Annotated in this window: 25 protein-coding genes, 4 tRNA genes and 1 rRNA gene; 28 read left to right on the top strand and 2 right to left on the bottom strand. The window is 40.8% G+C overall.

Annotation, left to right across the window (positions count from 1 at the left end; all coding sequences use genetic code 11):
- The 5 genes from AC27EF_RS11295 to AC27EF_RS11275 form a co-directional block, all read left to right on the top strand.
- Positions 1–156, top strand: a 23S ribosomal RNA gene (locus tag AC27EF_RS11295); the annotation flags it as partial.
- 69 nt (positions 157–225) lie between these two features.
- A tRNA-Asn gene (locus AC27EF_RS11290) sits at positions 226–298 on the top strand.
- Between the two features lie 148 nt (positions 299–446).
- Positions 447–518: transfer RNA gene (locus AC27EF_RS11285), tRNA-Glu, on the top strand.
- 34 nt (positions 519–552) lie between these two features.
- Positions 553–623 (top strand) — tRNA-Cys (locus AC27EF_RS11280).
- Positions 624–666: 43 nt separating this feature from the next.
- A tRNA-Met gene (locus tag AC27EF_RS11275) sits at positions 667–740 on the top strand.
- A gap of 264 nt (positions 741–1,004) precedes the next feature.
- Here AC27EF_RS11275 and gdhA read toward each other — a convergent pair.
- Positions 1,005–2,339 carry an NADP-specific glutamate dehydrogenase gene (gdhA, locus tag AC27EF_RS11270; RefSeq protein WP_487110866.1) on the bottom strand — a complete coding sequence of 445 codons (1,335 nt, stop codon included), beginning with the start codon at positions 2,337–2,339 and terminating at the stop codon, positions 1,005–1,007.
- Positions 2,340–2,513: 174 nt separating this feature from the next.
- On the opposite strand from gdhA, the gene AC27EF_RS11265 reads away from it, so the two are divergent.
- From AC27EF_RS11265 to AC27EF_RS11195, 15 genes are all read left to right on the top strand, one after another.
- Positions 2,514–3,221 carry a glycosyltransferase family 2 protein gene (locus AC27EF_RS11265; protein WP_487110864.1) on the top strand — a complete coding sequence of 236 codons (708 nt, stop codon included), beginning with the start codon at positions 2,514–2,516 and terminating at the stop codon, positions 3,219–3,221.
- 263 nt (positions 3,222–3,484) lie between these two features.
- On the top strand, positions 3,485–6,067 hold the full coding sequence (locus tag AC27EF_RS11260) for a YfhO family protein (RefSeq protein WP_487110863.1): 2,583 nt from the start codon (positions 3,485–3,487) through the stop codon (positions 6,065–6,067).
- Between the two features lie 130 nt (positions 6,068–6,197).
- A complete protein-coding gene (locus AC27EF_RS11255) occupies positions 6,198–7,055 on the top strand; it encodes a DUF1002 domain-containing protein (protein WP_487110862.1) in 858 nt (285 codons plus the stop codon).
- 70 nt (positions 7,056–7,125) lie between these two features.
- Positions 7,126–7,392 carry a pro-sigmaK processing inhibitor BofA family protein gene (locus AC27EF_RS11250; protein WP_487110860.1) on the top strand — a complete coding sequence of 89 codons (267 nt, stop codon included), beginning with the start codon at positions 7,126–7,128 and terminating at the stop codon, positions 7,390–7,392.
- Between the two features lie 85 nt (positions 7,393–7,477).
- Positions 7,478–7,981: an A24 family peptidase gene (locus AC27EF_RS11245; RefSeq protein WP_487110859.1), complete on the top strand. Its 504-nt coding sequence runs from the start codon at positions 7,478–7,480 to the stop codon at positions 7,979–7,981.
- Positions 7,978–8,811, top strand: a complete 834-nt coding sequence (locus AC27EF_RS11240; protein ID WP_487110858.1) for a hypothetical protein — start codon at positions 7,978–7,980, stop codon at positions 8,809–8,811. Before AC27EF_RS11245 ends, AC27EF_RS11240 begins: the two co-directional genes overlap by 4 nt.
- Positions 8,812–8,816: 5 nt before the next feature.
- Entirely contained in the window at positions 8,817–10,052 is a 1,236-nt protein-coding gene (locus AC27EF_RS11235) for a TadA family conjugal transfer-associated ATPase (RefSeq protein ID WP_487110857.1), read from the top strand.
- Positions 9,991–10,749: a type II secretion system F family protein gene (locus tag AC27EF_RS11230; RefSeq protein WP_487110856.1), complete on the top strand. Its 759-nt coding sequence runs from the start codon at positions 9,991–9,993 to the stop codon at positions 10,747–10,749. The genes AC27EF_RS11235 and AC27EF_RS11230 overlap by 62 nt, the downstream gene beginning before the upstream one ends.
- The gene (locus AC27EF_RS11225) at positions 10,739–12,067 is read left to right on the top strand and encodes a type II secretion system F family protein (protein WP_487110855.1); all 1,329 of its coding nucleotides are present in this window, start codon (positions 10,739–10,741) and stop codon (positions 12,065–12,067) included. Before AC27EF_RS11230 ends, AC27EF_RS11225 begins: the two co-directional genes overlap by 11 nt.
- A gap of 15 nt (positions 12,068–12,082) precedes the next feature.
- On the top strand, positions 12,083–12,244 hold the full coding sequence (locus tag AC27EF_RS11220; RefSeq protein ID WP_487110854.1) for a Flp1 family type IVb pilin: 162 nt from the start codon (positions 12,083–12,085) through the stop codon (positions 12,242–12,244).
- A complete protein-coding gene (locus AC27EF_RS11215; protein WP_487110852.1) occupies positions 12,241–13,710 on the top strand; it encodes a DUF5702 domain-containing protein in 1,470 nt (489 codons plus the stop codon). The genes AC27EF_RS11220 and AC27EF_RS11215 overlap by 4 nt, the downstream gene beginning before the upstream one ends.
- A 104-nt stretch (positions 13,711–13,814) precedes the next feature.
- Positions 13,815–14,579, top strand: coding sequence for a TadE/TadG family type IV pilus assembly protein (locus AC27EF_RS11210; protein WP_487110851.1), 765 nt, complete (start codon positions 13,815–13,817; stop codon positions 14,577–14,579).
- A complete protein-coding gene (locus AC27EF_RS11205) occupies positions 14,558–15,082 on the top strand; it encodes a hypothetical protein (RefSeq protein WP_487110850.1) in 525 nt (174 codons plus the stop codon). Before AC27EF_RS11210 ends, AC27EF_RS11205 begins: the two co-directional genes overlap by 22 nt.
- Positions 15,063–16,253, top strand: coding sequence for a DUF6382 and FHA domain-containing protein (locus AC27EF_RS11200; RefSeq protein ID WP_487110849.1), 1,191 nt, complete (start codon positions 15,063–15,065; stop codon positions 16,251–16,253). Before AC27EF_RS11205 ends, AC27EF_RS11200 begins: the two co-directional genes overlap by 20 nt.
- Before the next feature lie 52 nt (positions 16,254–16,305).
- Positions 16,306–17,253 (top strand): rhomboid family intramembrane serine protease, encoded by a 948-nt coding sequence (locus AC27EF_RS11195; RefSeq protein WP_487110848.1) that lies wholly within the window; start codon positions 16,306–16,308, stop codon positions 17,251–17,253.
- On the opposite strand, the gene AC27EF_RS11190 is transcribed toward AC27EF_RS11195, so the two are convergent.
- On the bottom strand, positions 17,204–17,893 hold the full coding sequence (locus AC27EF_RS11190) for a sensor histidine kinase (protein WP_487110846.1): 690 nt from the start codon (positions 17,891–17,893) through the stop codon (positions 17,204–17,206). The two genes, AC27EF_RS11195 and AC27EF_RS11190, sit on opposite strands and share 50 nt — an antisense overlap.
- Before the next feature lie 180 nt (positions 17,894–18,073).
- Here AC27EF_RS11190 and dnaX point away from each other — a divergent pair, with 180 nt between their 5' ends.
- The 8 genes from dnaX to AC27EF_RS11150 all read left to right on the top strand — a co-directional run bounded on the left by dnaX (position 18,074) and on the right by AC27EF_RS11150 (position 24,581).
- Complete coding sequence (gene dnaX, locus AC27EF_RS11185) at positions 18,074–19,675, top strand: DNA polymerase III subunit gamma/tau (RefSeq protein ID WP_487110845.1); 1,602 nt, start codon at positions 18,074–18,076, stop codon at positions 19,673–19,675.
- Positions 19,676–19,725: 50 nt separating this feature from the next.
- Positions 19,726–20,079 (top strand): YbaB/EbfC family nucleoid-associated protein, encoded by a 354-nt coding sequence (locus AC27EF_RS11180; protein ID WP_487110844.1) that lies wholly within the window; start codon positions 19,726–19,728, stop codon positions 20,077–20,079.
- A 9-nt stretch (positions 20,080–20,088) separates the two neighbouring features.
- Positions 20,089–20,685: a recombination mediator RecR gene (gene recR, locus AC27EF_RS11175; RefSeq protein WP_487110843.1), complete on the top strand. Its 597-nt coding sequence runs from the start codon at positions 20,089–20,091 to the stop codon at positions 20,683–20,685.
- Positions 20,686–21,021: 336 nt separating this feature from the next.
- Positions 21,022–21,438, top strand: a complete 417-nt coding sequence (locus AC27EF_RS11170; RefSeq protein ID WP_487110842.1) for an HIT family protein — start codon at positions 21,022–21,024, stop codon at positions 21,436–21,438.
- A 9-nt stretch (positions 21,439–21,447) separates the two neighbouring features.
- Positions 21,448–22,044, top strand: coding sequence for a flavin reductase family protein (locus AC27EF_RS11165; protein WP_487110840.1), 597 nt, complete (start codon positions 21,448–21,450; stop codon positions 22,042–22,044).
- Entirely contained in the window at positions 22,025–22,528 is a 504-nt protein-coding gene (locus AC27EF_RS11160) for a shikimate kinase (protein ID WP_487110839.1), read from the top strand. Before AC27EF_RS11165 ends, AC27EF_RS11160 begins: the two co-directional genes overlap by 20 nt.
- A gap of 98 nt (positions 22,529–22,626) precedes the next feature.
- Positions 22,627–23,922, top strand: a complete 1,296-nt coding sequence (murA, locus tag AC27EF_RS11155) for a UDP-N-acetylglucosamine 1-carboxyvinyltransferase (protein ID WP_487110869.1) — start codon at positions 22,627–22,629, stop codon at positions 23,920–23,922.
- Positions 23,923–23,942: 20 nt separating this feature from the next.
- Positions 23,943–24,581 carry a phosphate-starvation-inducible PsiE family protein gene (locus tag AC27EF_RS11150; protein ID WP_487110838.1) on the top strand — a complete coding sequence of 213 codons (639 nt, stop codon included), beginning with the start codon at positions 23,943–23,945 and terminating at the stop codon, positions 24,579–24,581.
- Positions 24,582–24,670: the final 89 nt, after the last annotated feature.

The following is a 24,670-nucleotide window of genomic DNA, read 5'->3' as shown; positions in this document are numbered from 1 at the left end:
GCTGAAGGCATCTAAGCGTGAAGCCCCCCTAAAGATAAGATTTCCCATAGAGTAATCTAGTAAGACCCCTTGAAGACGACGAGGTAGATAGGGCAGAGGTGGAAGTACAGTAATGTATGGAGCTGACTGTTACTAATCGGTCGAGGCTTTAACCAAAGAAGGTTTGTGAAGGAGAGAGATGTAGGAAAGATTTTGTATGATGTTTTGAAGGTACACAGGAAATAATCCTCGATAGCTCAGTTGGTAGAGCACACGGCTGTTAACCGTGCTGTCGCTGGTTCGAGCCCGGCTCGGGGAGCTTGGAAGCACTTAGTGAGAAGGAACAGGATGTGAACTTCGAGGTGAGTGCGAAAGCCACACGGAACCTTAACGAGTATGAGCGGAAGCGAAGTATGAGTTTAGTTGACGGGTGTATGGCGGAGCAGAAGCCTCCGTTAATGAAAGAAGGCTCCATGGTCAAGTGGTTAAGACACCGCCCTTTCACGGCGGTAACACGGGTTCAAATCCCGTTGGAGTCATATTTTTTTAGAAATGGCATATAATAAACTATGTGGCGCCGTAGCCAAGTGGTAAGGCATGGGACTGCAACTCCCTGATCACCAGTTCAAATCTGGTCGGCGCCTTAAAAGAAACACGTATTTAGTGTTTCCTTTTATAATTTTATAGCGCGGGGTGGAGCAGTCTGGTAGCTCGTCGGGCTCATAACCCGAAGGTCGTTGGTTCAAATCCGGCCCCCGCAATGAAAGAAGACTTTAGGTGAAATATCTAAAGTCTTTTTATAATATAGGAAGTTTGTACTGGAGTTGGGGGGGGGAGCAATCTGTGCGGCACTGGATGTAAACTCATCTGTACCTCGCTGATAAGAATCAAGAACTCTTGATTAGATTCCAATCAATGAGAGTAATTCAGAAAGCGGAGAATCTCAAAAGAGATATCTCCGCTCTTACTACATACACATGACATTATTTTAAGATTCCGTCCCGAAGGAAGAAAATTTTTAAGGATTAAACAATACCCTGAGCTGTCATTGCGTCAACAACTTTTTCAAATCCTGCAATGTTTGCACCGGCTACATAATTTCCTTCCATTCCATAGCGTTTTGCAGCATCATCAAGGTTATGGAAAATATTTACCATAATGTTTTGTAATTTTCCGTCAACTTCTTCAAAAGTCCAGCTTAATCTTTCACTGTTCTGAGACATTTCCAAAGCGGATGTAGCAACACCTCCGGCATTTGCAGCTTTACCAGGGGCAAATAAGATATTGTTTGCCTGTAAGTATTCAGTAGCATCCAAGGTTGTCGGCATATTCGCTCCTTCTGCAACTGCGTAGCATCCGTTTGCTACCAATGTCTTAGCATCTTCCAGATTTAATTCGTTCTGTGTAGCACATGGAAGTGCAACATCAACAGGAACGGTCCATACACCTTTTCCTTCATGGTATTCAGCACTTGGACGTGCAGCTGCATATTCTGTTAAGCGTGCACGTTTTACTTCTTTTACTTCTTTTAATAAATCAACGTCAATTCCGTCTTTGTCATAAATCCATCCTGTGGAATCAGAAACGGTTACAACTTTTGCACCAAGCTGCTGAGCTTTTTGTGTTGCATAGATTGCAACATTACCGGAACCTGACACGGCAACAGTAGCTCCGTTTAGGCTCTTTCCATTGCATTTTAACATCTCATCGGTTAAATAGAGAAGACCGTATCCGGTAGCTTCAGTACGGGCTAAAGATCCGCCGTAAGATAATCCCTTTCCGGTTAAGACTCCTTCATAAAGACCGCGGATTCTCTTATATTGACCGAACATATAACCAATTTCTCTTGCACCTGTTCCGATGTCACCAGCTGGTACGTCTGTGTCGGCGCCAATGTATTTACAAAGTTCTGTCATAAAACTCTGGCAGAATGCCATGATTTCACGGTCGGATTTTCCTTTCGGATCAAAATCAGATCCACCTTTTCCACCGCCAATCGGGAGACCTGTTAATGAATTTTTAAAGATTTGTTCAAAACCAAGGAATTTAATAATTCCGAGATTTACAGAAGGGTGAAGTCTTAAACCACCTTTGTATGGTCCGATAGCGCTGTTAAATTGCACACGATATCCGGTATTAACATGAACCTGTCCTTGATCATCAACCCAAGGTACGCGGAATTTGAACTGACGCTCTGGATTTACAAGGCGTTCCAGCAAAGCATCTTTTCTGAAAGCATCCTCATTTGCTTCCACAACAACTCTTAATGATTCTAAAACTTCTTTCACAGCCTGATGGAATTCAGGCTCAGCAGGATTCTGGGCAACCACTGCATCAATGACTTCATCTACGTATGACATTCTTATTTCCTCCTTAAGTCATATAAATATGTAATAATATAGCAGACCGCAGAAAAAATTCTACGAAAAAAAGGCGCAAAAAGGGTACGGGAAATACACTTTTGTAGACGCCTTTGTCTTAGCATTATTATATAGGATATGTTATAATATTACAAGTATGAAAGGAAAGAAATTATGATATCAGTGGCACTTGCTTTTTATAATGGGAAAAAATATATCGAAGAACAAGTAAATTCTATTTTAAAAAATTTGAGAGATGATGATGAGTTGGTAATTTCGATTGATGATGACAGTGATGGCTCCAGAGAAATATTAAGGAATTTAGCGCGGGAAGATTACAGAATTCATCTAATCAAGGGTCCAGGAACCGGAGTCGTGGAAAATTTTCAGAATGCATTGTCACATTGCCGGGGAGAGATTGTTTTTTTAGCGGATCAAGACGATGTGTGGAAAGAGAACAAGGCAGAAACGGTAAAAAAGATGTTTCAAGATCCGAGGGTGACGGCAGTTGTTCATAATGCGGAAATTGTAGATGAGAATTTGTACTCTATGGGACAGACGACGTTTCAGTGGAGAGACAGCGGCGCAGGTTTCTGGAAAAATATAAAGAAAAATTCTTATATTGGCTGCTGTATGGCGATTCGCAAAAGCATATTGAAGAAGCTTTTGCCGATTCCGGAAAATGTCTGGATTCACGATCAATGGATGGGACTTTTGGCAGAACAGCTTGGCAGTGTTGTATTTTTGGAGGATAAGCTGCTTCTCTACCGGAGACATGGGGAAAATGTGACGGGATTAAGACGGGGGTCCCTGCTCTCCATGATAAACAAGAGGTACCATATGGTGACTGAAATTAAAAAAAGAGTGCGGGAGTGGAGATAGATTTTCAATGGCACTTAACATCTCATGCAGTTTTGGAAAGAAAAATGTCTGCATGGGATGTTTTTTATAATATTGGGAAAGTTCTGACTTTCCTATGTTATAAAACGCTCCGCGGGATGTATACGATGTGCAGAGAAGAGCCCTTAAACATTGACAGTGGACTTGTCTATTTTGTTCTGGTAAGATAGACCATAATTCGATATATTATGAAATAATAAAATGCTATGATAAATCTGATATTTTGTATAAAGGAGTAAAATTTAATGTTAGATCATATAAAAAATCTCTGCCGTACTCATAAATTTTTGATTGGCGCATTTCTCCTTCCAATGTTGGTGATGGAGTTGATTGCGTTTATGATGAAAGTAGAACCGTTTGGAAGTCAGTCATTTTTGATTGTGGACGCACTGCATCAATATCTTCCGTTCTTTGCAGATTATCAGGAAAAACTTCAGTCTGCGGACTCTCTTTTTTATTCTTTTCACGGAGGTCTTGGCTATAATTTCTGGGGGCTGTGGGCATATTATCTGGCAAGCCCAATGAACTTAATCATTGCATTTTGTTCCAAAGAAATGCTGAATATGGTACTGAGCCATCTTTTTATTATGAAAATTGCACTTTGCTGCTTTACGGCGGCATTCTATTTTAGAAAAAAACGGGGTAAAGATGAATTTTCCGTCATTGCTTTTGGAATGGCTTATGGATTCAGCAGTTATATTGTTGGCTACAGCTGGAACATTATGTGGATGGAAGTCATGATTTTGCTGCCGGTGATTTTGTACGGTTTTGAGAAGTTGATGAGGGAGCGGGATGGAAGGGTATATTGTTTGGCATTATTTTTGTCTCTCTGGTGCAATTTCTATATGTCGTATATGACCTGTCTTTTCCTCATCCTATGGTACATATTCTATGAGCATGAGACGAAACTTGACTTTGTAAAAAATGGAATTCGGTTTGCAGCGTATTCGCTGCTGTCCGCAGCGATGGCAGCTGTAGTGCTGATTTCTGCTTATCTTGGAATTATGCAGACATCCTCCGCAAAACTTGAGTTTCCGAAAGAAGTGTGGTATGGAACTTTTGGAGATTTGTTTTCCCGGCATTTCTTAGGGACAACCCCTCTGGCAATGTCTGTAGACGATGGAGAAATTAATCTATACTGCGGAGTGTTAACTGTGATGCTGGCTGTGTTTTATTTTACACTGCGGGAAATTCGATGGTCTGTAAAAATTCGCAGATTGCTGCTTTTGGCATTTTTGTTTTTAAGTTTCAATATGCCGGTATTGGGATATATCTGGCATGGTTTTCATAATCAATATGGAATTCCCAATCGATATGCCTATTTGTATATTTTTTTTCTATTAATGACGGCATATGAGGGATATTGTATTCTTGTACGAAAAGGGAGAACCTATGCATGGAAGTTTTATGCAAGCTGCGCAATCATGTGCATCTTTATGATTGGTACAGTTCTCACTTCGCAAGAGAAATTGGAGACGTATACAATCTGCGCAACAGCAGCGGCAATTGCAATTTATACGGGAATTTTTTTACTGTACAGCAAAAAGGTACTTGGGAAAAAAATGTTTACAAGGATGTTATGCATCTTCTTGTCAGGAGAAATGATAATTATGGCCGCGGCGGGCTTTAAAGAAAATGATACGGTGGATGTGGACGAGTATTTTCAGGATACGAAATCCATTGCCAGATTAAAAGAGCTCTATCAGAAAGATATCTCCGACCGTTCAGAGCTGGTAAGTGGTCGAATGTTGGATGAAAGTATCTGGCATACTTTAAATTGTATGACTTTGTTTGGATCTACAGCTCAGGGAACGGTTGTGGATATGATGGATCAGTTAGGTTTCTATACCGGTGTGAATGAGTATCTATACGAAGGGGCAACTCCTCTTACAAATCAGCTATTCTCTGTAAAATACCAGATTTATCGTCCGCAGGATTCCAGGCTTACGCCATTTCGTCCGTTGGATACGGCGGGCAATGTAACAATATATAAAAATCCATACCAGGCTGGAGTTGGCTATGGCGTGAGCTCTGAAATTGAACACTGGAATTATCAGGATTATAACCCTTTTTATGTACAAAATGATTTTGTTCAAAAAGCATATGGAATTGATGGATTGTTCCGTATGATTCAGACAAAACGACCGGAATTATCAGATTGTAAGATAACATCAGATAATGGAGACGGGGAATATGTTTTTGAAAATACATCGGCTCGTGCGGATAATATGGTTTTTACAATCAAATCCACAAAGGAGCGGGAAATGTATCTGCATTTTGATGGGAGTCAGGTAGAGAATACAGTCATTGAAAAAAATGGCGAACAAATGCTGACAGGGCGTTTAAACTCTCAAATTTTGTATTTGGGAAGACTGAAAAAAGGGGATGAAATTCAAATAAAATTGCAGCTTAAGCAAGACGATGTAATGTCGGGGGTAGTTCGACTCACTGCGGCAGAGTTAAATGAAGATGTCATGGCAGATCTTGTGGGAGCGATGGAAGCTCAGGTTTTCCGGCTTAAAAAAAGTGAGAGTTCCAAAATTCAGGGGACGATTTCAATGAAAAGGAGCGGCACACTGTTTTTCGGAATTCCTTATGATAAAGGATGGGAAGTTTTTGTAGATGGAAAAAAAGTTACGACTCACGCTTTGGGAAATGCTTTTTTAACAGTAAAGCTTACCAAAGGAAACCATGACGTGAGGCTTTCTTATACTCCCCCAGGCTTTTGGGAAGGCGCTGCAATCAGTTTTGTAGGATTTGTGATTTTTTTGTTGCTTTTGTATTTTTTCCGTAAGAAAAAAATAAGGAAATTGCAGAGAAATCCTTAGAAAAAATATGATACACTGATCAGAGAGTCACTCAAAAAAATGAACAGGATGATCGGAGAAGCTCGTTCCGTTCAAAGAGCTATACACTTGTGAGTGTCTCAGAAAGTATAAAAAATCGGAGGAAATGAACATGAGAAAAATATGGGCAAGAGTCATGGCGCTGGGATTATGTGCCGCAATGACCTTATCAGCAGTGACGGTCAAAGCGGACAGCGTTCAGGAAAAGTATCTGGCATTGGGCGCTGATCTAAAAAGTTCTGAAAAACAGAAGGTGTTGGAATTGTTGGGTGTGGAGGATACTGACAGTTATCATGTAATTAAAGTAACAAATAAAGAAGAACATGAATATCTGGATGATTATTTGTCAAAGAGTGTGATCGGCTCCAGAGCGCTTTCTTCTGTGACAGTAGAAAAGACCAGTGAGGGAAGTGGGGTGGATGTTTCGACAGAAAACATTACATACTGCACTTCCGGAATGTATCGCAATGCACTGGTAACAGCCGGAATTGAAAATGCGGATGTAAAGGTTGCGGGACCATTTAATATATCCGGTACGGCTGCATTGGTCGGAGTGATGAAAGCATATGAAGAAATGACCGGAAAAGAGATTCCTGAAAAAAGTAAGGATGCGGCGACAGACGAGTTGATTACAACCGGAGAAGTCGCAGAAAACATTGGTTCGGAAGATGCAGAGAAATTAATTGCAGATGTGAAACAGAAAGTTGCAGAAGAAAATTTGACAACACCTGCGGAAATTCAAGGTGCCATTGAAGAATCTGCCAAGGACCTGAACATTAAATTATCCGATGAAGATCGCGAGAAAATTCAAAGCTTGATGGATAAGATTTCAGAATTGGATTTAAATGTAGATCAGCTCAAGGAGCAGGCGAAGGCCATCTATGATAAATTGGGCGGGTCCGAAGGAATTATGGATAAGATCGGAAAATTTTTCCAAGGCATTTTTGACTGGTTTTCAAATTTATTTTAGTTGACGAGATTAATCTAATAAGAATATCCCTTTTTATGAATCATAAGATTACATAAGGAGGGATTTTTTTATGGAACAAAATCAAATGCTGTTTTATATTATGGCAATTGGCTGTACGGTGTGTATTATGATTGGAATTGTAAAGAAACCGGCGTATTTGATGGTACTTGCTGTAAGAGGATTTTTATGTTCTCTGATCATTTATGGAATTCATATTTTTTGTGCGAGGAATGGAGTGAATGCCCCGGTAGATTTAAATTTTCTTTCCATTGGAACAGGAGCGCTTTTAGGAATGCCCGGTGTGATTGTTCTATATGTAGTGAGTATTTTTGTATAGTGTATTATTTTAATAAATTTAGAAAAATAACTAGACAAAAGAAGAAAATAATTGTAAAATAATGTAAGAAAAGGGAGGGAGATACATGAAATTATGGATCATGTTGTATTTAACAGCTGCAGTTTTCTATGACTGGCGAGACTTTAGAATTCCCAACAAGCTCAATGGGGTTGGTGCGGTTTTTACATTTTTCCTTGGAATTTTAAATGGAATGGATGTTGTAGAGATGGCAGTTGGGGGAGGAATCCCCCTTATAATCTGCGGGTTCTTATTTTATATCGGATGTCTCGGAGGCGGTGATGTAAAGCTGCTGATGGTTTGCGGTATTTCTGTAGGATGGAAGATTTTCCATCTTCTGTTTTTATCTTTTATGTGGAATGGCATATACGCCATCCTTTTCTTATGGAAGCGGAAAAGCTTTCGTCTTCGATTCACTCGTTTTTTTCACTATGTAACCAATTGTGTTTATAAGAAAAAGCTTTTGTCCTATGAGTCGTTGGAAAAAGATTTTTCCAAGGAAGCAATGATTCATTTTTCGCTGGGAATCTGGCTTGCTTATGGGACATGCATATGGGAGAGAGTATTATGAGGGATATATCCGTTGGAATTTTTCATAAAGACTACCAGTATGGAAAGCGATTGATGGAGTATTTAAATCATCAAAAAGAATTTCCGATGACTGCATGGTTTGCCTCAGATGAGAAACAATTTTTTGATACAGAGAAAGAAAGGCAGTTTCATTGTTTGGTTTTGGCGGAGGGCGTGGATGATCAGGGAAGATCCCCGGTTTGCAGAATTGGCAGAAATGCAGGATCTGTGAACGGGCATTGTCAAAGCGGCAGAGACATTGCGAAGAAAATCTATGACTGTCTCCAGATTAAAAGAGAGGGGAAGGATATGATCGTAGGAGTATACTCTCCGCTGAGCAGGTATCAGGTTTCCCAGTTTGCACAACGGTTTGCGGGAGAGCGCGGGTTTGCTTATTTTGGAATGCAGGCGTATGGACATTGGACGGAAATCTGTACTGCGGATGAGTTGCTGTTGCTTTACATAAAAGAGCGGAATGAGACGGTGATACAATATTTTCTGGATCATCAGAGCGCAATGGGAGAATGCAGCGGATACCCGGCAGTTGGATGCTATTTGGACTATCGGGCAGTGTCATTGGAGGATTATCGGTGGTTTTTTGAGCGGCTGAAAGAGGAGCAAATTTCTGTGTTGTTCGATATAGGAGCAGCCTGCCCGCCAAAACTTGGGTTTTTAGGGCTATTTGATAAAATATACATTCCTCTGATGAAAGGAGACAGAGCATCGTCGGAATATGTACAATTTAAAGATCAGATGAAACGGCATGGAATCTGGTATCAGACGACGTGGGAGGAGGTAATACTTGCAGCAAAAGAAACAGGAAAGGAATAGGAAGAATGAAAAAAGAGCTGATAAAACAAAGAGTAATGCAGCGGCTGGATTTCTCCAGAGAGATAACAGATGACCAGCTGAAAGAAATTATTCAAGATGAAGTCATAAAGCTTTCTCATAGTCAGCCTTTGCTGCTGGCAGACAAAATTCAGCTGAATCAGGAAGTTTTTTATGCGCTGCGCAGGCTTGATATTTTGCAGGATCTTTTGGAGGACGATTCGATTACAGAGATTATGATCAATGGCTATCAGAATATTTTTGTGGAGAGAGGAGGGAAACTTTTTCGGTATCCCGGAAAGTTTTCAGATAGTGAAAAGCTCTATCAGGTAATTCAGCAGGTGGCATCGGGGGCCAATCGGATGGTAAATGAACGAAATCCGATTGTTGATTCCAGATTGGAAGATGGTTCAAGGGTCAATATCATTTTGCCTCCGATTTCGATTGATGGGGCGACAATGACAATCCGCAAATTTGCCAAAGAACCAATGACGCTGGAATGGCTGTATCAGCGGCAGGCATTTCAAAAGGAAATTGGGGAATATTTAAAGATTCTGGTCAAAGGAAGATATAATATTTTCATTTCAGGAGGGACCGGGAGCGGTAAGACGACCTTGCTGAACGGACTGTCCAACTGTATTCCGAAGGATGAAAGAATCATTACCATTGAAGATTCCGCAGAGCTGAAATTAAATGGGATAGATAATTTGGTGCGTTTAGAAATGCGCAGTGCCAATGCGGCAGGAGAGAATCAGATCGATATGAAAGATCTGATCAAAGCAGCGCTTCGCTCCAGACCGGATCGAATTATCGTTGGAGAAGTGCGGGGAGAGGAAGCATTGTCAATGCTAAATGCCATGAATACCGGACATGACGGCAGTATTTCCACCGGACATGCCAACAGCAGTCTGGATATGTTAAAACGAATTGAGACCATGGTGTTCATGGGCGCTGATATGCCGGTGGACGCTATTCGCGGTCAAATGGCGTCTGCCATTGATATTATTGTACATTTGGGAAGGACCGCCGACGGCAGCAGAAAGCTCATGGAAATTACTGAAATTACGGGAATGTCCGGAAAACAAATAGCAGTGCATCCGTTGTTTGCAATGGATGAAAATGAGGAACTTCAAATGAAGGGGACCTTGACACATCAAAAAAAATTAAAGGAGTATGGTCAATATGAGGCATATCAAAAGCTTATGGGGAAAATTAAGATGGGAAGTGAAGCATTGGGTCAATGAGAAAAAAGATTTGTTTCTGGGACTGCTCTACGGATGGGGAATTTGCTGGCTGTTTTTCGATCGAATATGGCTTCTTCCATTTATGCTACCGATTCTGGTACCATGGATGAAGCATAGAAGAAGGAAGAGAAGACAAAAAGAACAAGAGCAGCTTCGCAGGGAATTTCGTGAAATGATGATATCTGTGAGAAACAGTCTTTCGGCAGGATATTCTCTTGAAAATGCTTTAAAAACATCCAGAGAAGATTTAAAGGTGTTTCAGGGGGAAGGACTTCTGGAAAAAGAACTGAATGTGTTGATTGTTTCGTTGAAAATAAATGAACCTGTGGAACAATTACTTCAAAATATGGCAGAAAGAATTGATTTAGAAGAATTGTATCAATTTGCCGAAATTGTGTCGATTGTGAAAAAAACAGGGGGGAATTTAATCGAGATCATTGGAAAAACTGTCGATCATCTGAATCAGGCAATGCAGATAAAGGAGGAAATTCAGACGATGATAGCGGCAAAACAGATGGAGAAAAGGATAATGTCTGTTATGCCGTACATGATATTAGCTTATGTAAGAATCGCCAATCCGGAATATTTTCAGGTGCTTTATGAAAGTCTTTTTGGGATTGTGCTGGCAGCTGCGGCGTTGGTTTGTTTGTGCGGTGCCAACCTGTGGGCAGAAAGGGTGGTTGAAATTGAAATTTAGCTGGATGAAAAAAATTGTGGACAGGCTTCCAGAAGAAATTAAGCGGAATCGTGAAAAACAAATTGCCAGCAGCTTTCTTGGAACAAGAGAGGAATTAAGAAAGAAGACAGAGGATAGTTTGTTGGCACAAGTAAAACTGGTGTTGGCAGCGACAGTGATTTTTCTGATCTTGTTGGCAGCGCTGCTGATCTTTCATTTTACGAGAGACCGCAGTATTGTCATTACCAGAAACCAAAGGGGAGAAGGAGAGAAGGAAGAGCAGGTGAAGATTCAGACCGATGATGGGGAACAAACCTATCAATTGCGTGTGCGGCCAAGAGGATATTCTGAGAGTGAAATTTCTACTGCTTTAAAAAAGGCAGAAAACTATATAACAACACATTTAAAAGGTGAAAATCAGTCCTTAAATCAAGTAAAAGAGAAGCTCTATATGCCGGAATCAATTCCAAAAGAGAATATTACGGTACGGTGGGGGAGTGAAGACCCTACGGTGATAGATGAAACCGGAAATGTGTTTTCAAAAAACGTAAAGCGGCCAATGATTGTCTACGTCCATGCAAAAATGGAATGTCAGGGAAAAGAAAAAATTTTAAAGATGCCTGTTTGTGTGGTGCCGGGAGCAGCGAAAAAAGTAGTTTCAGAAAGGGAAAAAGTGATCCGGGAACTGAAAAAAATGGAACGTGAAAGTATTACAGAAGAAACATTTGTAATTTCTGAATCTGTCAAGGGCACAGCGGTTCATTCTGTCAAACAGGAGAATCAGATACCGGCGGTAGTTTTTATTGGAAGTTCTTTGATTGTGCTTCTTTGGTATCGAGAGAGCGAGAAATATAAAAAGCAGAGTCAAAAGGTATTGGAAGATTCCAGACAAGAATATCCGCATATTATTACGCAAATGATTTTATTTCTCGGAACAGGGATGAGTGTGCCGGCGGCTTTGTCAGCAATATACGAAGAATATCGGCGGAAATGCAGAAAGGGAAATCAAAGAAAAATGTTTGTCTATGAGGAACTTGAAAAAACCTGCCGACAGATTTCCTTTGGAGTTTCACAGACAGAAGCGTTTACACAGATGGGAAAAGCTCTTTCGCTTTCTTCTTATCAGAAGTTATCGGTTCTCTTGGTGCAGAGCATTACAAGAGGGGCCAAAGATCTTTTTTTACAGCTGGAGCAGGAGGAAGAAGGGGCATTTTTTCAGAGAAAGGAAGATGCAAAAAGAAAGGGGGAGGAGGCAAGCACAAAATTATTGGCGCCTATGATGATAATGCTGGTTGTTATTTTGGCATTATTAATGTTTCCGGCATTGTCTGCATTCTGACAGGGAGGTATTGCAATGATGAGATTTTTAAAAGATGAATCAGGGATGGGTGTTGTTGAAGTTATTTTAATTATTGTGGTGTTGATCGGCTTGGTAATTATTTTTCAGACACAGATTAAAACGGTAGTAAATAATATCTTTAAAACAATCACATCCAAGACGGGGCAGGTGAAATGATTCGGGATGAACGGGGCAGTATGACAGCATTTCTTTCCATGTTGTTTCTGGTATTTCTTCTTTTAATCAGTGTATGTATGGAAGGTATTTATCTGTATGTGGGAAGAGGGAAAGCTATGGGAGCCTGTATGGCCGGGCTTTCCCATACCAGAGGAAACTATCAAAAAGAATTGGAGAAACGCTATCATATTTATGCTTTGGATCCCAGATATCAAAAAAAGATGGCTGGTGACTTTCAGGAGAAAATAAAAGAAAGTCTGGAGGAAAGCAAAGATTCTTTTACTTTTCAGGTTGGAGCTTCCCAAGCTTCAAAATTTATAAATTTAACAGAGCAGAGGGGGGAAGTTTTAAAATATCAGATTGGACAGCTTATGAAATATGAGGCGGGAACCGACATCATGAAATTTTGGAAGTCAAAATTAACGGACGTTCAGAAAATGGGAGAGAATGTATCAGAGGTTCAGGATCAAATGAAAAAGAGCGAAATTCAGGCAGAGCAACAAAAGAAAGAAGAAAAGGACGCGTTAAAGCATAAAGAGGAGGCAAGCGCCGCCAAGACGAAAGGAAAGGACCCGAGGAAGGGCTTGATGTCAATGCTGAGGGAGGGATCGGTTTCGCTGGTGATGGGGGACCAAAAAGTATCCGATCAGAAAATCCGAATTGTGTATGGGAAAAGAGATACAACGAAAACAAAGCTATGGAACTTTATGAGCAGAAAAGAAACCGATCGCCAGATGCAAGAAGTAAAACAGGTATCCTCTGGAACAAGGCTTACAACGGAGCTACCTTCAATACTTTACAGTTTAAAATATTTTCATAATCTGACGGATGAGAAAGACAAAGAAGGACTCCGATATGAGGTGGAATACTTGATTGCGGGGAAGGATACGGAGAAAGAATGTCTGGGAATTGTATTCTGGAAAATGATTGGTTTGAGATTTTTAACGAATCTATCTTATGTGTACCAAAATCCGACGAAAGAAAAAGAGGCAGCACTTCTGGCGGCATCCATTCTTGGAGTTACCGGGATTCCGCCGCTGATCTCTCTGGCAAAAAATTTGCTTTTGGCAGCGCTGGCTTATGGAGAATCCATTATGGATGTACGGAATCTGGCAGAGGGGAAGAAGGTTCCGTTTCAAAAGAATGCTTCCACATGGCAAATGGAATTTTCCGGGCTGGCAACGCTGACCGGCAGACAAAAAACCGTGCAGCAAGGTATGGATTACGAAGATTATCTTTTTTTGCTTTTGATTATGCAGAGGGATAAAACCCAGAGATATTTTCGGATGCTGGATGTGATGGAACAAAATATCAGAATGCAGGTTTCGGACCTGAGACTGACACAATGTGCAGTATCTTATCAAATGACAATCAATATTGGGATCAGAAAGCTGGGATTCGGAGGACTTACCTTGCCGTTGGGAAACCATACCAACTGGAAGTTTCAAAGGACTGCATCATACTAAGAAGGAGGCAAAGAAAGATGTTCTCTTGTCAAAAATATTTCTCAATTAGGAAGGCAACCCAAGATGATACAAATGTGGCCGAAAATAAATTCAGGAGAGCATCTTTGTCTGCCTCTGAGGATGGAGCAATCACAATCGAAGCCAGCTTTATAACTCCGCTGTTTCTGATTGTTGTGTTGATGTTAACAACAGCAGGTGAAATTCTTATGATTCACGGACAGGTTGCACATGGCTTGGAAGAGGCAGCTAGACAGGCGGCTGTCAGTGAATATGGACGGAAAGCAAAAAAGTCGGGAGAGAAGGTTTTTGCTGAGATGAATGTGAAAACGGTATTTTTAGCATCAGTCAATCGAAACTTTCTTGACCGGTCTGCGTTATTAGGAGGAAGCAGGACCGCTGCTGCGGCAATAAAAATGACAAAAAATGCCAAGGATGAATATGTGGCGTCGGTAACCTATGTGATTAAAAAACAAATGCCGTTTTTATCCCCTTTGTCTGGAACATTTCAACAGAAGGTGCGCCAGAAATCAATGACGGGATATGTGCCGGATGGGGATGAGATAAAGGAAGGATCTGTTTATGTGACGCCACATCAAAGTGTATATCATAAAGATTTGGGCTGCACACATCTGGCATTGGATCTTTCTGTGGACCGGGAGGTTCAAAAATATTTAGAAGGAAAAAGTATTTACAGGGAATGTAAAAGGTGTGCACGCTATGAAAAGGATAAGATTACCTGTGTGTATGTTCCGAGGGAAGGAGATGCGTATCACACCGATCTTTCCTGCAGCGGTCTTAAGAGAACAGTGAGACAAGTGGATTTGAGTACATTAAAGGGGATGAAGCCATGCGAGAGATGCGGGAAATAGGCGGATATATGACGGTGGAAGTGAGTGCGGTTCTTCCTGTGGTTTTTATGGTACTCTGGCTGTTTTTAGGATATCTTTTTTATTTTATGAATTGTGGAATTACCCAGGGAATTATAGGAGAAATCATTCCAAAAGCGGCAGATGCAAAGATGAGCGGAGGAGATTATGAAACCGGAGAAATTTCTTACGGCGCTGTAAATAAGAAAAATATAGCCTCTCAGTTGCTTTCACAGCAGAAAAATGCAGATCAGAAAGCGGAAAAGGAAATCAGGCAATTACTTTCCAGACATTTATTTTTAGGAAGTGTCCGTGGGATTTCGGTAAAGTCGTCAGATTTCAAAGTGAAGGTTAAAATAGAAACGGAGCTTACAATTCCTGGAGCGGATTTTTTAAGTATGTTTGGGATTCAAATGTTTGTGTATGAAGGGGTATATCAGACAGAGGGACCATCAGAGATCGAAAAAATAAGGAGGTGGGCAGCCATTGAAGGAACAGTGGATTAGAGAGGGATTTTCTACCTATTACGTTGTAAAAAAAGAAAAGAGTTTAACATATGAGAAAGAAATTCTTTTGGAACACCCGCTGTCTTGTTTGCTGCCCTGCGAGTTCCGAATGGAAAATGAAGATGTTTTTTACTATTACGAAACGGGAATTTATACACTTTGGAAGGATAACATGAATCAGATGGATGGAAGGGAATTTTTTTATCAAATGATTTTGGCTTTTGAGCAGATGGAGTCCTATCTTCTGAATTTGGATCATGTAAAGTTGACAACAGATTTCGTATTTTTAAGAAAAAATGGGAAACCGGCGTTTTGTTATCTTCCGGAGTTTGAAGAAAATATTTTTGACCAGATGCGAAATTTTTTAGAAGACTCCATTAAATGCAATTCTCATAAAGAGCGGGCAGAGGTTCGCTTCTATTATGAATTTCATCAGTATCTGGTAAAAGAAAAACCAAATATGACGCAGTTAAAAGAATATTTGATGCCAAGGTTTGAGGAGGAATATGAAATTCAGGAAGAGAAAGCAGCAGAGTCATTGATGGAGTGCATCCCGCAGGAAGAAACCACGGTTTCACAAAGGTTTTGGAACAGAGATTTTGCCATCTGGGGTTTGTTCGGAATTGCCTTGATCATACTGGGGACGGCTGCCGGATATTTTTTAGGAAAAATTTTTGTTTATGGATGGTATTATCCTGTTATTGCAGGATTTTTTCTTTCTGTCACATTATTTTTTGTTGTGGGAGTGAATGGTGTCAGATGGTGGAAAAGAAAGAAGCGGTGCGAAGAGGAGATTCGAGATGCTTTTGGGGAAAGAGGGGATGTACAAACAGGGGAGAAAACCGTTCTTCTGGATCATCCTACGGTGTTATTGACAGAAAATGTGCTTGGAACGCTTGTTTTACAAAAAGATGGATCAGAGGAAACGATCAGTTTGGAAAATGAATTTGTGATCGGGAGTTCCAGGGAAGGAACCGATTATCAGTTGGATGAAATTGGGGTGAGCCGAAGGCATGTGAGGTTTTACCAGAAACAAGATGATGTGATCTGTGAAGATCTGCAGTCAACCAATGGGACCAGAGTGAATGGAAAGAAAATAAAAGAAGCAGTATTAAATGATGGAGATTGGATTCAGATCGGATTGGAACAATTCCAATTTCTGCGTCCATAGATTTTACTGGTTGTGGTATAATACTTTCAGGATCGAAAAACTGGAGGTTTGTATGTACCAAAAAATAGTGGAATTGCTTCGGATTCACGGATATGAAAAAATAGAAACCGCAATGGGTCCTTGTTATATAAAACATATGGGACATGAAACGAAGGGTGTATGGATGACGTTTGATCGACATCCTGACGGCAGCTTCGTAACGGAAGATGAAGTTTGGCAGGTGAAGCGAGGGATCAGAGCACAGATTGGCGGTCAGATTCCAATTCTGGTCTTGTTGCTGTCAGAGAAGAGACAGTCACAATTTTGGGATGAGGAAAATCAATTTGGGGAATTGTATGATCCCATTTCGACCATAATCTATCAAGAAAATTTCAGCGAAGGTTCCAAAGTGCTGAAAGAGAGAAAAAAACCTTCATGGTTTCAAAGGGCGGGGGCTTACAAGGCAACAATTTTTATATTTTTTGTCAATGCATTTGGATTTTTGTTATCCGAAATCTATGGGGATACAATTTATCATATGGGCGCCTGCGATGTATATCTGGTAAAAGAACTTCATGAGTACTATCGTCTTCTCACCTCTAATTATCTCCATTTTGGCTGGGATCATTTTTTTAATAATATGATAGCTTTCCTGCTGCTTGGTTCTGCTCTGGAGAAAATCATAGGGAGTTTTCGTTATATTGTTCTATATACCGGAGCTGGCATGATCGGAAGCGTCGTTTCCGTACTGTATTATGCCCGGGCGGGAGAATATGTTGTGTCGGCGGGCGCTTCCGGTGCCATTTTCGGAATTATGGGCGCATTGGCTGCGCTGCTTTTGTTCTGCCCCAAAGAGAGAAAAAATCTCAATAGCTCAGGAGTTTTTCTCTTGATTGCAGGAAGCTTCTATCATGGTCTGCAGAGTGCGGCAACGGATAATGCCGCACATGTTGGCGGGTGCATTGCCGGATTTATACTGGCAGTGGTTCTATACGTTCTCTGGCAGGGAAAACGAGAGTGAAAGTTGTTCCGTGATGGATGGCAGAATCCATATGAATTTTTACATGTAAATCGTCGGCAATTCTTTGGACCACAGATAATCCGACGCCATTGCCGCCGGGGGTAAAAGAAACGCCCTGGTAGAAAACTCTGGACTGTTGTTCCTTGGTCATTCCGATGCCGGTATCAGATAAATTCAGTACGACATGTCCTTGTTCTTTGCTTAAATGGATGGTAATATTTTTAGATGCCGAAGCGGTTTGCTTTCTCTGAATGGCATGAATCGCATTGGCAATTAAGTTGTGAAAAATTTGGAGAAGTTTTGGTTTTGCCCCGTAAACATAAAAAATACCAGGGGAATCGGCCTGAATTAGAAATTCGATATTTTCGTTTTGCAGGCGATGAGACCATGAAGACTGAATTTCTCCAATAAGCTCCATGAGATTGATCGGCTCCATTGCGGCAGACATGGTATCTTTTGGGGCAAGAAACTGATGGATCATCTCAAATAGGGAGGAGAAATCTTCTTTGACCTGAACCCAGTGAGGGTCTGTTTTTAAGAGATCATTGGTATTTTCTATATACTGAAGCTGTCCATAGATCAGCGTCAGTGAATTGTTTATCTCGTGTGAAAATGTGGAAAGTTCATAAGGCTTTTTCATTTTCTGCTCCTGTTCTGTGTGTTCAATATTTCATCTCGTTTATTTATTATGGAGAAAATATAAACAGACTGCAATAAAAATGGTGGGAAAAAGTTCGATGATTTTTTACAACGTTTTTTCTATACATTTCCCATGGAATTGTGTTACAATGAGACGATGAAATAGAAAGGGGTTTCTGTCATGTCTTATATGGCGTTGTACCGTAAGTTTCGACCGACAAATTTCGATGAAGTAAAAGGACAGGATCATATTGTCACGACACTGAAGAATCAGGTGCGAACCGGAAGAATCGGTCATGCTTATTTATTTTGCGGAACCAGAGGAACTGGAAAGACCACAGTGGCAAAGATTCTTGCCAAAGCAGTGAATTGTGAACATCCGGTAGATGGCGAACCGTGTGGGGAATGTGAAGTATGCAAATCAATTGCGGATGGCAGCTCAATGAATGTAATCGAAATTGATGCAGCCTCCAATAATGGTGTGGATAATATTCGCGAGATTAAGGAGCAGGTGCAGTATTCCCCGGCATCCGGGAAATATAAAGTATATATTATTGATGAGGTGCATATGCTTTCAATCGGAGCATTTAATGCATTGCTGAAGACCTTGGAAGAGCCGCCGGAATATGTTATTTTTATTTTGGCGACAACGGAAGTTCATAAGATTCCGATTACCATATTATCAAGGTGTCAGAGATACGATTTTCATCGTATTACCGCGGAGACAATCAAGAAACAGCTTTCAGATTTAATGGAACAGGAGCAGGTGACGGCACAGGAGAAGGCCCTGGAATATGTGGCAAGAATGGCAGATGGTTCCATGCGTGATGCGCTGAGTCTGTTAGATCAGTGTATTGCATTTTATCTTGGAGAAACACTGACCTATGATAATGTTTTGGAAGTTCTGGGAACTGTAGATATTCAGGTGTACAGTCATTTGCTGGATATGGTGCTGGAACAGGATATTATGGGAGTAATGGATTTGCTGGAAGAAGTGGCAAAACAGGGCAGAGAATGGTCGCAATTTGTCACTGACTTTTTGTGGTATTTGAGAAATCTTCTTTTGGCTGGGAAGGGAACTCGGGCAGAGGAAGCATTGGAGGTATCCACAGATCAGCTGAAGCTGCTTCAGGAAAAAGCAAAGACTGTGGAGGAAGCTTTGCTGATCCGATATATTAGAATTTTATCAGAGCTGTTGGAAAGGATTCGATATGCTACCTCAAAAAGAGTTTTAGTTGAAGTGGAACTTATGAAGCTCTGTAAACCACAAATGGAGACAGACTCCCATAGTCTTGCGGATCGGGTGCGCCAGTTAGAAAAGAAATTGGAACAGCTGGTTCAGACCGGAGTGCAAAGTCCCCAGCCTGTACAAGAAAGAGTTTCCAGGCAGCCGCGGACAGAAGATTCAGAGAAAAATACGATGGCTCAGCTTCATGAAAAATTTCCGCCAGCCAAGGTAGAAGAATTAACAAGTCTTGCAGAAAATTTTCGGGAAGTAAAAAGGAATTTATCGACTCAGATGAAGTGGTCTCTTCAAAAGGCCGTATTGACAGTCAATGAAGAGGGGACAGCGCTTCGCCTGATTTTCCCAAAAGAGATGAATATAGAGAGCGGATATTTTCTGGAGAAGCCGGAGCGTATTGAAATTCTGAAGCAGGAGTTGATGAGGCAGTCCGGAAGAGAAGTTGAACTGGAAGTTTGTGTTATGAATTCGGATCAGGAAGAACAGGATATGATCAATCTGGATTGCATTCATATGGAAGTGCAGATTGAAGATTCATAGAAGCATAGAGATATGAAATTTATAGTAAAAAGATTTAGGAGGAAAAGAAAATGGCAAAAAGAGGCGGCGGATTTCCGGGAATGGGCGGAAATATGAACCAGTTGATGAAGCAGGCACAGAAAATGCAGAAACAGATGGAAGACACAACAAAAGAATTGGAGGAAACGATGTACGAAGCTACAGCCGGAGGCGGTGTGGTAAAAGTTGTTGTTTCGGGCAAAAAAGAAGTGGTATCGGTTTCGCTGGAAGAAGAAGTTGTAGATCCTGATGATGTTGAGATGCTGGAAGATCTGATTGTGGCAGCAACCAACGAGGCTCTCCGCAAGATGGAGGAAGATTCCCAGGCAAAAATGGGCAAAATTACCGGAGGATTAGGAGGAATGGGCGGAGGATTCCCATTCTAGGGTAAAGGTATGGAGTATTACAGCAATCAAATAACCCAGTTAATTGAAGAATTGGGAAAGCTTCCGGGAATCGGGCCTAAGTCTGCCGGACGTCTGGCATTTCATATTATAAATTTGCCAAAAGATCAGGTAGAAAAACTATCCAATACAATTGTGAGCGCTAAAAATAATGTCCATTATTGTAAAGAATGCTGTACGCTGACAGATCAGGAAGTTTGTCCGATTTGTGCCAGCAGCAAGCGTGATCATAATACGATTATGGTTGTGGAAAATACCAGAGATTTAATGGCATATGAAAAGACAGGAAAATATGAAGGCGTCTATCATGTGCTGCATGGAGCGATATCCCCAATGCTTGGAATCGGACCGGATGATATTCGGCTGAAAGAACTGATGGCAAGACTTCAGGGAGATGTAAAGGAGCTGATCATTGCGACCAACTCAAGCCTGGAGGGGGAAACGACGGCGATGTATATTAGTAAGCTTGTAAAACCCACCGGGATTAAGGTCAGCAAGATTGCAAGCGGAGTTCCGGTTGGAGGAGATCTTGAGTACATTGATGAGGTGACTTTGCTGCGAGCATTGGAAGGAAGAACAGAAATATAAGAAACGCTCTGCAGGAATTTGCAGATAAAAAAGAAAGAACCGACTAGCTAGGTCGGTTCTTTCTTTTAAAACAATAAGGAGAGGATTTTCATCCTCAAGAGGGGTAGGATTTGAAAGTATTAACTACTTTACGAAAGATATTATAACACAAAAAATGTGTCTAAAATGTGAATTTTTTTAAAAAAGATAAAAAAATTTTAAAATTTCGCTAAGTTTATAAGAAGGAATGAAGGATTATGGGCATTTTCTTGAAAATAGCGAATAAATAAGATAAAATACTTCTAAACATCGGGCAAATGCTCCGGGAATCTAAGAATAGAAAGGAAGTTATCAGTTATGAAGAAAGAAGATTGTGTTTTTTGCAAAATTATAAATGAGGAAATACCGTCAAATACCATTTATGAAAATTCGGAATTTAAAGTGATTATGGATATTGCACCGGCAACAAAAGGGCATGTGCTGATCTTGCCAAAAGAGCATTTTAAAGATATTTATGAAATTGATGCAATCACTGCGGGGAAATTATTCCAACTGGCAACGGTTGTCGCAAGGGCATTGAAGGAGGTGCTTCATTGTGATGGAATGAATGTTCTTCAAAACAATGGACTGATTGCGGGACAGACAGTTTATCATTTTCATATGCATTTGATTCCGCGTTATGAAGGAGATACTGTCACTGTAAAATGGGAAGAGCATTCGATGGAAGATGTAGATATGGAACAGCTTCGTCAGGATATTCGGAAGGCACTTTAGGAGAATCAGATGGCAAAAATTTCATGGAAGCCAGGAAATATGATTTACCCGCTTCCGGCAGTGATGGTTACCTGTCGGGATCAGGGGACAGATAATATTATTACGATCGCCTGGACGGGAACCATTTGTACAAATCCGCCAATGACGTATATTTCAGTTCGTCCGGAAAGACATTCCTATGAGATGATCAAAAACAGCAGAGAATTTGTAATTAATCTGACCACAAAAGAGCTGGCCCGGGCTACAGATTTCTGCGGAGTGCGTTCCGGCAGAGATCTGGACAAATTTCAGGAAACGGGTCTCACCAGGGGAGAAGCACAGGTTGTCAATGCGCCGATTATTGCGGAAAGTCCTGTTCACATTGAATGCCGGGTGGATGAGATTCTTCCTCTTGGATCGCATCATATGTTTACGGCAAAAGTTGTGAATATCATGGTAGATGACATATATATGGAAGAGAACGGGAGATTTGCGCTGGAGAAAACAAATCCCTTGGTCTATTCTCACGGCGGTTATTTTGAAAGTGGAAAACAACTTGGTACATTCGGGTACTCGGTAAGGAAGAAAAAGAAGGGGAGACGGCAAAATGTCAGAAGGAAAAAATAACTATGTACTAATAGGAATGCCGGGAGCCGGAAAAAGTACGATAGGGGTGCTTCTTGCCAAAGCTCTCGGATATGAATTTATTGATACAGATCTGGTCATTCAGCAGAGAGAAGGAAAGCTGCTAAAAGAAATTATAGCGGAAAAAGGAAATGATGGCTTTAAAAAAATTGAGGAAACCGTAAATGCATCCGTTGAGGCGTATCAGTCGGTCATTGCGCCTGGAGGCAGCGCAATTTACAGTGAAAAAGCGATGAGACATTTCAAAGAAATCGGTAAGGTCATTTATTTAAAACTTAGTTTTGGATCTGTGAAGCATCGTCTTGGAAATTTGAAGGCAAGAGGAGTTGTCTTAAAGCAGGGGCAGACGTTGCGCGATCTGTATGATGAGCGTGTGCCGATTTATGAAGAATATGCGGATATTACAGTGGAACTGGACGATTTATCCATTGGAGACTCTCTAGAAAAAGTATTGGAAAACCTATAATCTTATGTTATAATGTAATCTGTATGATTTTAAATAATTGTTGATAATTTCAAAAGAAAATAAGGTTTTTTAATAATATAGATAAATTGAGGTGTATGATGGAACAATATGTCATTAAAGGTGGAACCCCGTTAGTAGGTGAAGTAGTCATCGGCGGAGCAAAGAATGCAGCATTGCCGATTTTGGCAGCAGCAGTTATGACAGATGGAAAGTGTATGATCGATAACATGCCGAATGTAAGAGATATTAATGTATTGCTTCAGGCAATGGAGGGAATTGGAGCAGAAATTGACAGAACCGGGACACATGAAGTCACAATCAGCGGAAAAGGAATTCATCCCGAATGTGATGTAGATAATGAGTTTATCCGAAAGATACGGGCATCCTATTATTTAATCGGAGCTTTACTTGGAAAATATAAAAGAGCAAGAGTTGCATTGCCGGGTGGATGTGAGATTGGAAGCCGCCCGATTGACCAGCATATCAAGGGATTTAAGATGCTGGGAGCAGAGATTGAGATTGAAAACGGAATGATCAGCGCAACTGCAGTGGAGCTTCATGGAAGTCATATTTACATGGATGTTGTGTCAGTAGGTGCGACGATCAATGTAATGATGGCAGCATCTCTGGCAAAAGGAAGTACGATTATTGAAAATGCGGCAAAAGAACCTCATGTGGTAGATGTTGCAAACTTTTTAAACAGTATGGGAGCTAAAATCCGAGGTGCCGGAACAGATGTGATTAAAATTAAAGGAGTAGAGCGGTTTGGAGACTGTCAATATTCTATTATTCCGGATCAGATTGAAGCAGGGACCTTTATGACTGCGGCAGTGGCAACAAAAGGTGATATTACCATTAAAAATGTAATTCCGAAGCATCTGGAGGCGATCAGCGCCAAACTTATGGAAATCGGCGCAGAAGTTGTGGAATTTGATGATGCTGTTCGAGTATCCGCAACAAAACGTCTGGAGTCTACAAATATTAAGACGCTGCCGTATCCGGGATTTCCGACAGATATGCAGCCGCAGATGGCGGTTACCCTGGCTCTTTCCAATGGGACCAGTGTGATATCTGAAAGTATTTTTGAAAATCGTTTCCGCTATGTAGATGAGCTCACCAAAATGGGGGCAACAATTCAGGTTGACGGAAGAACTGCGATTATTACAGGAGTCGAAGGTTTTACGGGAGCTGATGTTCATGCCCCGGATTTAAGAGCCGGAGCTGCTTTGGTCATTGCGGGATTATCGGCAAAAGGATATACGACAGTCAGTGAAATCGGATATATTTATCGTGGCTATGAAGAGTTTGAAAGGAAATTAAAACAACTGGGCGGAGAAATTCAGTTGATGAATGATGAAAAAGAGATTGCAAAATTTAAATTAAAAATAGGATGATACTAAGGAGAAATGCCTGAATGAGACAGTACTTGAAAAATGAAGTATTCAAAGTTTCCAAGTGGGTGGAATTGGTTTTATCAGTGATTATTACGATCGCAGTTATTGCCGGAACCATTTATTTATTAGAGGATTTGTTTGAACTCATTATGAACCACCCGGACTCAAAGGATATTTATCAATTTGTCGGTGTGGCATTTAATCTGGTGATTTGTATCGAATTTATTAAAATGCTTTGCAAGCACACGCCGGAAACTTTAATTGAGGTATTGATGTTTGCCATTGCCCGCCAGATGGTTGTAGAACACACAACACCTGTGGAAAATCTTCTGGTGATTTCAGCAATTGCAATTCTGTTTGCCATTAAAAAGTTTTTGTTTGGAAAGTTTGATGATGTCGACAAGACAATCTTTTTGCCTCATCAAAAAATTTCCAGCATTAACGAACTGGTTCATGTCAATATTCCGGAAGCATTTCCGGGGCAGACAATCGGAGATTTAATGTCAAAATGGGTTGAGGGACAGAATGAGCAGATTCAAGTGGGACTTTGCTACTTCTTTTTAGGGGGCGCTCTGAGGGTTGACAAAGTAAAAAATGAGAAAATCATGCAGATTGAAGTGATTCGGAGCAAACATGCACCGTTGATGCCAAAAGAGTAAAATTGGCCCGGAGGTCTTCGGGCTTCTTTTCGTCTCGTTAAGAAATTTCTTATTTTGATTTGCAATATAAATTCAAATCTAACGAAAGA

The sequence above is a fragment of the Anaerostipes stercorihominis genome, assembly GCF_057535655.1.
This window is presented reverse-complemented; position numbering and strand designations above follow the sequence as displayed.

What these genes read in the sequence shown, in the direction of transcription:
- AC27EF_RS11255 (WP_487110862.1), top strand. Translation starts at nt 6,198, where the DNA reads ATGAGAAAAATATGGGCAAGAGTCATGGCGCTGGGATTATGTGCCGCA.
- AC27EF_RS11165 (WP_487110840.1), top strand. Translation starts at nt 21,448, where the DNA reads ATGGCAAAAATTTCATGGAAGCCAGGAAATATGATTTACCCGCTTCCG.
- AC27EF_RS11150 (WP_487110838.1), top strand. Translation starts at nt 23,943, where the DNA reads ATGAGACAGTACTTGAAAAATGAAGTATTCAAAGTTTCCAAGTGGGTG.
- AC27EF_RS11170 (WP_487110842.1), top strand. Translation starts at nt 21,022, where the DNA reads ATGAAGAAAGAAGATTGTGTTTTTTGCAAAATTATAAATGAGGAAATA.
- murA (WP_487110869.1), top strand. Translation starts at nt 22,627, where the DNA reads ATGGAACAATATGTCATTAAAGGTGGAACCCCGTTAGTAGGTGAAGTA.
- AC27EF_RS11215 (WP_487110852.1), top strand. Translation starts at nt 12,241, where the DNA reads ATGATTCGGGATGAACGGGGCAGTATGACAGCATTTCTTTCCATGTTG.
- AC27EF_RS11190 (WP_487110846.1), bottom strand. Translation starts at nt 17,893, where the DNA reads ATGAAAAAGCCTTATGAACTTTCCACATTTTCACACGAGATAAACAAT.
- AC27EF_RS11230 (WP_487110856.1), top strand. Translation starts at nt 9,991, where the DNA reads ATGAGGCATATCAAAAGCTTATGGGGAAAATTAAGATGGGAAGTGAAG.
- AC27EF_RS11235 (WP_487110857.1), top strand. Translation starts at nt 8,817, where the DNA reads ATGAAAAAAGAGCTGATAAAACAAAGAGTAATGCAGCGGCTGGATTTC.
- AC27EF_RS11240 (WP_487110858.1), top strand. Translation starts at nt 7,978, where the DNA reads ATGAGGGATATATCCGTTGGAATTTTTCATAAAGACTACCAGTATGGA.
- AC27EF_RS11180 (WP_487110844.1), top strand. Translation starts at nt 19,726, where the DNA reads ATGGCAAAAAGAGGCGGCGGATTTCCGGGAATGGGCGGAAATATGAAC.
- gdhA (WP_487110866.1), bottom strand. Translation starts at nt 2,339, where the DNA reads ATGTCATACGTAGATGAAGTCATTGATGCAGTGGTTGCCCAGAATCCT.
- AC27EF_RS11250 (WP_487110860.1), top strand. Translation starts at nt 7,126, where the DNA reads ATGGAACAAAATCAAATGCTGTTTTATATTATGGCAATTGGCTGTACG.
- AC27EF_RS11195 (WP_487110848.1), top strand. Translation starts at nt 16,306, where the DNA reads ATGTACCAAAAAATAGTGGAATTGCTTCGGATTCACGGATATGAAAAA.
- AC27EF_RS11245 (WP_487110859.1), top strand. Translation starts at nt 7,478, where the DNA reads ATGAAATTATGGATCATGTTGTATTTAACAGCTGCAGTTTTCTATGAC.
- dnaX (WP_487110845.1), top strand. Translation starts at nt 18,074, where the DNA reads ATGTCTTATATGGCGTTGTACCGTAAGTTTCGACCGACAAATTTCGAT.
- recR (WP_487110843.1), top strand. Translation starts at nt 20,089, where the DNA reads ATGGAGTATTACAGCAATCAAATAACCCAGTTAATTGAAGAATTGGGA.
- AC27EF_RS11160 (WP_487110839.1), top strand. Translation starts at nt 22,025, where the DNA reads ATGTCAGAAGGAAAAAATAACTATGTACTAATAGGAATGCCGGGAGCC.
- AC27EF_RS11265 (WP_487110864.1), top strand. Translation starts at nt 2,514, where the DNA reads ATGATATCAGTGGCACTTGCTTTTTATAATGGGAAAAAATATATCGAA.
- AC27EF_RS11205 (WP_487110850.1), top strand. Translation starts at nt 14,558, where the DNA reads ATGCGAGAGATGCGGGAAATAGGCGGATATATGACGGTGGAAGTGAGT.
- AC27EF_RS11220 (WP_487110854.1), top strand. Translation starts at nt 12,083, where the DNA reads ATGATGAGATTTTTAAAAGATGAATCAGGGATGGGTGTTGTTGAAGTT.
- AC27EF_RS11260 (WP_487110863.1), top strand. Translation starts at nt 3,485, where the DNA reads ATGTTAGATCATATAAAAAATCTCTGCCGTACTCATAAATTTTTGATT.